Below are 8,695 nucleotides of genomic sequence, written 5' to 3'. Positions count from 1 at the left end.
GAGCTGGGTTTAGAACGTCGTGAGACAGTTCGGTCTGTATCCGTCGCGGGCGCAGGAGCGCTGCGGGGAGCCGTCCCCAGTACGAGAGGACCGGGATGGACCGACCTCTGGTGTGCCGGCTGTCCTGCCCAGGGCAGTGCCGGGTAGCCACGTCGGGACGGGAGAACCGCTGAAAGCATCTAAGCGGGAAGCCTCCCCCAAGACCAGCGCTCCCTCCGGCACTCAGGCGACTGAGTGCCGGACAGAAGGGCCGTTCGAGACTAGGACGTGGATAGGCGGCAGGTGCAAGGCGGGCAACCGCCTCAGCCGAGCCGTACTAATCGCCCGAGCGGCTTGGCCAGAATTCCTCAGTGGCCGGCCTCACCTCCCGCTAGCCGAAGCGCGCTCGCCTCCCCCAACATTCTGTTTTTCCTTAAGGCCAGAAGCGGTGGCCGGCGGCCATGGCGCGGGGGCCACACCCGTTCCCATCCCGAACACGGAAGTTAAGCCCCGCCGCGCGGATGGTACTGCCCGGGAGACCGGGTGGGAGAGTACGTCGCTGCCGGCCTATTCTCTGACGCGAACCCCCGGTCCTCACTCGAGGATCGGGGGTTTCGTGCTTCCGGCGCTCGAATGGTGAGACGCAGCGACGCGGCCACGCAGCGCACGCACCTAAGGCCGTTTCCCTGCGTGCTCGCGCCTCTGCGTCCGCGCGGCTCCGCGTGCCCGTGTCTCTTTGTCTCTCGTTGCTTGCTGGGTGCGGCTGCCGGATTTACATTGGCCGCCATGTCGGAGGCGCCGGGGCGAGCCGAGGGGGCAGGATCGACTCGCGCAGGTTACGTCGCGCTGGTGGGGCGGCCGAACGTCGGCAAGTCCACACTGCTGAATGGTTTGACGGGAGAGAAGCTGAGCATTGTCACGCCGCGAGCGCAGACGACGCGCGAGCGCGTGATGGGCCTCTACAGCGACGAGGCCGCCCAGCTCGTCTTTGTCGACACGCCTGGGCTGCTCGAACCGCAGTACCTGCTGCAAGAGTCCATGGTGCAGGCCGCGCTGGCGGCGGCGCAGGAGTCGGACGTGGTGCTGCTCCTGCTAGACGCACTGCGCCCGGAAGACACCCTGCCGGACCCCCGCACGTTGGAGTTGCTGCGTCGCCGTTCCCCGTTGCTGCTGGCCATCAACAAGGTGGATGCCGCGAGGCCGGAGGCCGTGGGGCGGCTGCTCGATTGGGGGCGCCGCGAGCTGGGCAGGGAGGCGTTCCTGGTCTCGGCAGCGCGTGGGGACGGCTTGGCGGAGTTGCGTCGGGCGCTGATCGAGGCGCTCCCTGCCTCACCCTTCCTCTACCCGCCGGACGAAGTCGCCGTGCAGCCGGTGCGTTTCTTCGTGGCCGAGCTGGTGCGCGAGACGATCTTCGAGGAGTACGAGGAGGAAATCCCCTATTCGACGGTGGTGCGGATCGAGGAATTCCGGGAGGCGAGCGATCCCCTGTACGTTCGGGCCACGATCTTCGTGGAGCGGCCGAGCCAGAAGGCCATCGTGATCGGCCGGCAGGGTACGGGAATCAGGAAGTTAGGTCAGCGGGCGCGCCGCAAGATCGAGGAGTTCCTGAGCCGCAGGATTTATCTGGATCTGTGGGTCAAGCCGCTGCCTCGCTGGCGGCACAAACCGAGTGCATTGCGGTATCTAGGCTACCCGGTTCCTACCCGGACGCCGCAGGGCGAAGTCTGACACGGTGCCGGGAGGGGGAGAGTGGATGATGCTGGACAATGAGCTGCTTGAGATCCTGGTCTGCCCCAAGTGCAAGGGAGACCTGGAGTATCGGCCCGACGAGGATGAGCTGATCTGCCACGTCTGCCGGCTCCGTTACGAGGTCCGGGAGGACATTCCGATCATGCTCATCGATGAGGCGAAGCCCCTCTGAGCCGTCTCGCCCGAATCCCGGCGGTGTTACCGCATCCTGGTGGGCGAGTGCCGCGAGGATCTCGCTGCTGGTTTGGTTGGCGCTGCTTGGCCCGACGGCCGCCGACGCGCAGGATGTCGGGAGCCCGCCGACGGCGGGCGGCGGGATCGAGGCGAGCGCCCACGAGTGCTGCGGGATCCTGTTGCTCCCGGTTGGGGCGCGGTCTGTGGCGCTGGGGCGGGCGCTGACGGCGCTTTCTTCGGCGGACGCCGTTTTTGCCAACCCGGCCGGCCTGGCCGACCTCGACTCCGGCCAGTTCGTGGTCCACCACGGGACGACGATCCTGCTGGCGGACGCCAATGCCTTCTCTCTGCTCTTCACACCACGCCTGATCGGCACGCTGGGCGTCTCCTACCAACTCATTGACTGGGGTGTTGATCCAGCGCTGGACGATCAGGGATTCCCGACCGGAGAGATTTCGACCCGAGAGCATCTGCTGGTCGCCTCCTTCGCCACGGGGATCGGCACGGGTTTCTCCGGCGGACTGAACTACAAGCTGTACCAGTTTCGCATCGACTGTCGCGGCTCCTGCAGCGGCCGGGACGGTGTCGGCACGACGCACGGCATCGATTTCGGCCTCCAGTACAGGCCCGGCTGGGTCAAGGGTCTTCAGCTCGGAGCCTCGGTGACGAATCTCGGCTTTGCGCTGCAGGTGGTGAACGCGCTGCAGGCCGATCCGTTGCCCGCTCGGCTGCATCTCGGCGCCGCGTACGAGGTCCTGCGCCACATCCGGCCGGACAGCACGCTTGCGCTGTGGGCGGTCCTGGAGGTGGAGGACCGGCTGCGGGAGCCCGGATCGCCGGTTGGCTCGCTGGCTTTCGAGCTGATGGCGGGTCAGGTTGTCGCCTTGCGCGTGGGGTATCGAGGCGGCGAGGGGCTGGAAACGGGCCCGGCCGTAGGTCTTGGCCTCAAGCATAAGCGGTTCGACCTGGCCGTGGCGAAGTCGTTTGCCGCGTCGCCGCTCGACCCTGATCGAGAACCGTTTCAGGTCACGTTCGGCATCCGTTTCTGAGCGCTCTGTGCACGGTCTGCGGCATGTCCTGCATACGGCCATCCTGCTGGTCGCAGTGGCCACGCCCTGCTCTGGGCAGGCGCCTGGCCGGGCTTCGCGTTTCCTTTCGCCCATCAAGCCCACGGTGGAGCCGGTGAACAGCCAGGGGCCACTGACCGAGGCAGGCCGTGCGTTCCTTGCTTCTGTCCTGCTGCCCGGTGCCGGCCAGGCACTGCTTGGCCTCGGTCGCTGGGTGCCATACGCGGCGCTCGAAGGGTGGGGGTGGCTGCTCTACCTGGATCGCCGGGCGGATGGGCGGGAGCAGGAAAAGCGGTATCGGGACCTGGCCTGGTCGGTAGCGCGGCGTATCAGCGCCGGGCCGCGCCGCGATGGCGAGTTCGAGTATTACGAGGCGTTGACGCGTTTCGCTGCGAGCGGCGCCTTCGACCTGGATCCGCGCCGCCCGGGGACGCAGCCCGAGACCGATGCCAGGAGCTTCAATGGGCAGGTTTGGGAGCTGGCCCGCGCGCTGTTCTTTCGGGGAGCGGATAGCCTGGCCACGGATGCGCCGGAATACGAGCAGGCCTTGCGCTATTATGAGGGGCGCGCGGCGAGCCCCGAGTTCGCGTGGGCCTGGGGCGAGAACGGGCTCGAGCAGCAGAGTTACCGGGAGCTGATCCGGCAAAGCGATGAAGCGCTGCGGGATGCCACCAGGACGCTGGGTCTGATCCTTGCAAACCACATTGTCAGCGCGGTCGACGCCCTGGTCGCCGCGCGGCTGAAGGGTGCGCGTGGCGCCGCCGCGCCGATCCAGATCGAGAGCGGCATCCAGCGCGACAGAAACGGCATGCGGTGGACCGTGGTGTTGGTGATGCCGTGGCCGGGAGGTAGTCTTGCCCGTATCCCCTGACCGGGTGGTCGAGTACCTGCGTACTCGGGCCGGTCGCCCCCTCAAATCAAAGGAGCTGGCCCGCGGGCTTGGTGTGGCGGCCTCGGAGTACGCCGAGTTCCGCGCGCTGCTCGGCCGGCTCGAGGACGAGGGCGTCGTCTACCGCGTGCGGCAGCAACGCTATGCGGCACCCGAGAAAATCAATCTCCTCACCGGACGGCTGCAGACGATCCGGAGCGGCGCAGGTTTCGTGATACCGGAGGACGGTGCGGCTGACCTGTTCGTGCCCACGTCCGGGCTGGGCTCGGCGGTGGACGGCGACCGCGTGGTGGCGCGGGTGGAGCGGTGGCGCCGCGGGCAGCGGCAGGAAGGCCGGATCATCAAGGTCCTGGAACGCGCCCGTGAGAAGGTGGTGGGGGTGTATCATCCGGCCCGCAACTTCGGCTTTGTCGTCCCCGAGGACGTGAAGCTGGTCCGCGACATCTTCGTCCCGCCCGGCCAGGAGCGAGGCGCGGTAGATGGCGACGTGGTCGTGCTCCAGGTGACGAACTGGGGGGACGAACATCTGGGGCCAGCGGGTGAAGTCGAGCAGGTGCTGGGACGCCTGGGGGAGCCCGGCGTCGACGTACTGGCGGTGATCCACGATCACGGGCTGCCGCTCGAGTTTCCCAGGGAAGTCGAAGCGGAGGCGGAGCGGATCCGGGAACGCGGCATGCAGCCCCCGGACCTCGCGGATCGCCTCGACCTCCGGGAGCTGCTGGTCTTCACGATCGACCCGGCGGATGCGAAGGATCACGATGATGCCCTCTCGATCCGGCCGCTGGGTGAAGACCGCTGGGAAGTGGGCGTGCATATCGCGGACGTAGCCTTTTACGTCCGGGAGAGCAGTCTGTTGGATGCGGAGGCGCTGCGCCGCGGGACGAGCACCTACCTAGTTGATCGGGTGCTTCCGATGCTGCCCGAGCCGCTCTCCTCCGACCTCTGCTCGCTGCGCCCGGACGAGGACCGCCTGGCTCTCTCGCTGCTGCTCGAGCTGGACGGCGACGCCCGGCCGCGGCGCGCGCAGCTCGTGCGCAGCGTGATCCGGAGCCGTCACCGCCTGTCCTACGAGCAGGCGCAGCTCGTGCTGGACGGAGAGGCCTCCGTGGATGCGGCCACGGATGCGGCCCTCCGTGAGCTGCTGCGTATCGGTCGCATGCTGCGCGCGGCCCGGGAGGCGCGCGGCAGCCTCGATTTCGACCTGCCCGAGGCACGCGTGGTCCTGAACACCCAGGGAGAGCCGACGGACATCCAGCGGGTGCTCCGGCTGGAGAGCCATCGGCTGATCGAAGACTTCATGCTACTCGCCAATGAAACGGTGGCGCGCAAGGCGGCGAGCTCGAGGCTACCCTTCCTCTACCGTATCCATGAATCTCCGGACCCCGACCGGCTCGAGCAGCTGGCGGAATTCGTAGGCACGTTCGGGCTGCAGTTGGCGCGCGGCGCTCAGGCGGGTCCGCGGGAAGTGGCGCGGCTGCTGGCCGCGGCCAAGGGCCGGCCGGAAGAGAACCTGCTCTCCACGGTCGTGCTTCGCTCCATGAAGCAAGCGCGCTACAGCCATCTGAACGCGGGGCACTTCGGGCTGGCGGCAAAGCACTACACGCATTTCACCTCGCCGATCCGGCGCTACCCGGACCTGGTGGTGCACCGGCTCGCGGCCGCCGCGTTCATCGACCACGCACCGCTCCAGGCTGACCTGCTGGAAGAGAAGCTCGCGAGCATTGCGCAGACGGCCAGTGAGCGGGAGCGGATCGCGGTCGAGGCGGAGCGGGACAGCATGGATTTGAAGAAGGTCGAGTTCATGGAGCGCCACCTGGGCGATACGTTCGAGGGGACGATCAGCGGCGTCACCTCCTTCGGCTTCTTCGTCTTGCTGTCGGACTTCTTCGTCGAGGGGTTGGTGCACGTGAGCTCGCTGGAGGACGACTACTACGCGTTCCTCGAAGAGCAGTACGCCCTGCTGGGCGAGCGGAGCCGCCGGCGCTTCCAGTTGGGAGATCCTGTCCGGGTGCAGGTGGCCGCAGTGAACCGCGAGGAGCGGAAGATCGATTTCCTGCTGGCTGATGCCCGGCCGGCCACGGCGCGCTTATCTCGTTGAGCCGGGGCGCCTTTCGCGTTGACACCTGGCAGCAACGCTGCTAGCTTGCCGCGTTTCCCCCAATCCCGGCGTTCTCCCGCCATGCCCTTCACGGCCGTCCTCGTCTACCACGCGGCGCGCAGCGCCAGGGCCCCCTCGGTCCTCCGCGAGCTGGCGGCAGAACAGCGACTCCGGATCCTGCCTCTGAGCTCGGCGCACGAGGTGCTGAACCTGGCCAGCCGGTCCCAGCTCGCGGGGATCGTACTGGGTCCCGGCTCGACCGGCGAGGTTCTGGGCCTCTGCCGCGCCTTGAAGAAGGATAGCCTGAGCGCCATCGTCCCGGTGGTCGTGCTCGAGCCCCGCGGGGAGCAGGGCTTCGGCCTCGAGGCACTCGCGGCCGGCGCGGACGAGGTGCTCACGGCGAGCATGAGGCGGGACGAGCAATTCCTGCGGCTCCAACGGGCGCTGCAGCGTGCGGACCGCGACCTGGGCGTTCACCCGAGCACTCGCCTGCCGGGCACGGCTCAGATCGAGCGGGATATCACCGAGCGGCTGCGTCGCAAAGAGGGGTTTGCGGTCTGCTACGCAGATCTGGACAACTTCAAGGAATTCAACGATCGCTACGGCTACAGTGAAGGCGATCGGGTGATTCTGCTGCTTTCACGCATGCTGCGCGACGTCGTGCGGGCGCACGCGCCCACGGGGTTCCTGGGGCACATTGGGGGCGATGACTTCATCTTCAACGTGCCCCTGGCCCAGATGCGCGTGTGCTGCGAGGAGGGCATCGCCATCTTCGACGAGCTGATCCCCTACCAGTACACCGAGGTGGATCGCCACGCGGGCTACTTCCTGGGAAAGGATCGCCAGGGCACGATCTTCCGGATCCCCCTCATGAGCCTCTCCATCGGGGTGGTCACGAATGAATCCCGGCGGTTCACGCACCCGGCTCAGGTCAGCGAGCTGGCCACCGAGATGAAGGTGTACGCCAAGACTCTGCCAGGTTCAGTGTACGCCGTGGATCGTCGTTCGGAAGACGGGGTCGTGGTGCTGGGCGGCCGAGTGGTGGCAGATGGCCTCGCCACGGGGGCCGCAGAGCAGCCGTGAACCTCTACTGCCCGCATTGTGGGGCCCTTTTCCGGGTAGATCCGGAGCGGGTGCCGCCCACCGGGGTGCGCGCGAGGTGCTCGCGTTGTGGCGGAGTTTTCCCCGTGCGCCGGCGCGAGCGGGGCCGGGCCGACACCGGTGCGGCGTCGCAGCGCGCGGCCGCCAGCTCCGCCCCTGCCTTTGGCGGCGCGCAAGACCCGCACACGCGTGCGCAACGCCTGGCGCGCGCGCTGGCATCCGACATAGCTGCCCGCGATCCGCAGCGGCGCGACCGTAGCTTGGGCGCCGGCACGCTGCGCAGCGACTTTCGCGAGGAAATCCTGCGCAGTTGGGACGAGTATGTGGCCCAGGTCGGCCCCGACCTGGCCGAGCGTACGCCGTACTTCCGGGACGCGCTGAATGCCGTGCTGGCCAAGGGCCGGAAGCTGTTTTGAGGAGGGTAGATGCGGGTTGCCGCGGTGGCCGGATGGCGTTATCTTTGCACAAGGAGTCTTGTCTCGCGGGGCCGTCCGAAGGGGCGGCCCCTCGCGTTAGCAGAGGGGGCAGCATGACCAACGAACACAGAACGACAATGGAGCGGACCCGCACGCGGATCCAGGAGCTCGGAGGCTATCTTTGACCTGGAGTCGAAGCGCGAGCGTCTGAAGGTGCTGGAAGGGCGCATGTCCGAGGCCGGCTTCTGGGATGACGCCCTGGCGGCCCGCGGCGCGATCGCGGAGATCAAGGAGCTGAAGGGGTGGGTCCAGCCATGGGTGCAGCTCTCCGCAAAATATGCAGAGCTCGAGGAACTGGCCGAGCTGTTGGAAGGGGAGGCGGATGCAGGCCTGACCGCGGAGTGGGAGTCGGAGCTCCAGCATCTCGAGCAGGAGATCGCAACGTTCGAACTGCGCAGCATGCTGCGCGGGCCAGACGATGCGCGTAATGCTCTGCTCACGATTCACCCCGGCGCGGGCGGCACCGAATCGCAGGACTGGGCGGAGATGCTGGTGCGCATGTACACGCGCTGGGCGGACGGACGGGGGTTCGCAATCGAGATGCTCGACTTGCAGCCTGGAGAAGAGGCAGGCATCAGGAGCGCGACCCTGGAAATCCGTGGCGAGTATGCGTACGGTTATCTGAAGGCGGAGAGAGGGGTGCACCGGCTGGTTCGCATCTCGCCGTTCGACGCGCAGGGCCGACGCCATACCTCTTTTGCCAGCGTATTCGTCTATCCGCTGGTCGACGACGACATCGAAGTCGAGATCGAGGAAAAGGACCTCCGCATCGACACCTTCCGCGCCTCGGGCGCGGGCGGGCAGCACGTGAACAAGACCAGCTCGGCGGTCCGGATCACGCATCTGCCCACGGGCCTTGTGGTCGCCTGCCAGAACCAGCGGAGTCAGCACCAGAACAAGGCCACGGCGCTGAAAATGCTGCGAGCCGCGGTGTACCAGCGGGAAGTCGAGCGGCGCGAGGCAGAGCGGCGCAAGGCCGATGCGCAGAAAACGGAGATCGCCTGGGGCAACCAGATCCGGTCCTACGTTTTCCAGCCCTACACTCTGGTGACGGACCACCGCACGGAGCGCAAGGTCGGAGACGTACAGCGCGTGATGGACGGGGATCTGGATGCGTTCATCGAGGCGTATCTAAAGGAGTTCGGCTCGCAACTCGCATGAG

Annotated in this window: 8 protein-coding genes and 2 rRNA genes; all 10 read left to right on the top strand. The window is 67.4% G+C overall.

The window, feature by feature from the left end:
* Positions 1–340: ribosomal RNA gene (locus tag HY703_02485) — 23S ribosomal RNA — on the top strand; the annotation flags it as partial.
* A 90-nt stretch (positions 341–430) separates the two neighbouring features.
* A 5S ribosomal RNA gene (gene rrf, locus HY703_02480) occupies positions 431–547 on the top strand.
* A 218-nt stretch (positions 548–765) separates the two neighbouring features.
* Positions 766–1,707 (top strand): GTPase Era, encoded by a 942-nt coding sequence (gene era, locus HY703_02475; protein ID MBI4544044.1) that lies wholly within the window; start codon positions 766–768, stop codon positions 1,705–1,707.
* A 25-nt stretch (positions 1,708–1,732) separates the two neighbouring features.
* Positions 1,733–1,900, top strand: a complete 168-nt coding sequence (locus HY703_02470) for a Trm112 family protein (protein MBI4544043.1) — start codon at positions 1,733–1,735, stop codon at positions 1,898–1,900.
* A gap of 205 nt (positions 1,901–2,105) precedes the next feature.
* Complete coding sequence (locus HY703_02465; GenBank protein MBI4544042.1) at positions 2,106–2,951, top strand: hypothetical protein; 846 nt, start codon at positions 2,106–2,108, stop codon at positions 2,949–2,951.
* Between the two features lie 7 nt (positions 2,952–2,958).
* Positions 2,959–3,840, top strand: a complete 882-nt coding sequence (locus tag HY703_02460) for a hypothetical protein (protein MBI4544041.1) — start codon at positions 2,959–2,961, stop codon at positions 3,838–3,840.
* A complete protein-coding gene (gene rnr / locus HY703_02455) occupies positions 3,824–5,956 on the top strand; it encodes a ribonuclease R (protein ID MBI4544040.1) in 2,133 nt (710 codons plus the stop codon). The genes HY703_02460 and rnr overlap by 17 nt, the downstream gene beginning before the upstream one ends.
* An 81-nt stretch (positions 5,957–6,037) precedes the next feature.
* The gene (locus HY703_02450; protein MBI4544039.1) at positions 6,038–7,039 is read left to right on the top strand and encodes a diguanylate cyclase; all 1,002 of its coding nucleotides are present in this window, start codon (positions 6,038–6,040) and stop codon (positions 7,037–7,039) included.
* The gene (locus tag HY703_02445) at positions 7,036–7,473 is read left to right on the top strand and encodes a zinc-ribbon domain-containing protein (GenBank protein MBI4544038.1); all 438 of its coding nucleotides are present in this window, start codon (positions 7,036–7,038) and stop codon (positions 7,471–7,473) included. Before HY703_02450 ends, HY703_02445 begins: the two co-directional genes overlap by 4 nt.
* A 177-nt stretch (positions 7,474–7,650) precedes the next feature.
* A complete protein-coding gene (gene prfB, locus HY703_02440) occupies positions 7,651–8,694 on the top strand; it encodes a peptide chain release factor 2 (protein MBI4544037.1) in 1,044 nt (347 codons plus the stop codon).
* The last annotated feature ends 1 nt before the right edge of the window (position 8,695 follow it).

It is taken from the genome of Gemmatimonadota bacterium (assembly GCA_016209965.1).
GTDB lineage: Bacteria > Gemmatimonadota > Gemmatimonadetes > Longimicrobiales > RSA9 > JACQVE01.
This window is presented reverse-complemented; position numbering and strand designations above follow the sequence as displayed.

Excerpts from the sequence above, each read along its gene's own strand:
- HY703_02470 (MBI4544043.1), top strand. The coding sequence starts at position 1,733 with ATGATGCTGGACAATGAGCTGCTTGAGATCCTGGTCTGCCCCAAGTGC.
- HY703_02450 (MBI4544039.1), top strand. The coding sequence starts at position 6,038 with ATGCCCTTCACGGCCGTCCTCGTCTACCACGCGGCGCGCAGCGCCAGG.
- era (MBI4544044.1), top strand. The coding sequence starts at position 766 with ATGTCGGAGGCGCCGGGGCGAGCCGAGGGGGCAGGATCGACTCGCGCA.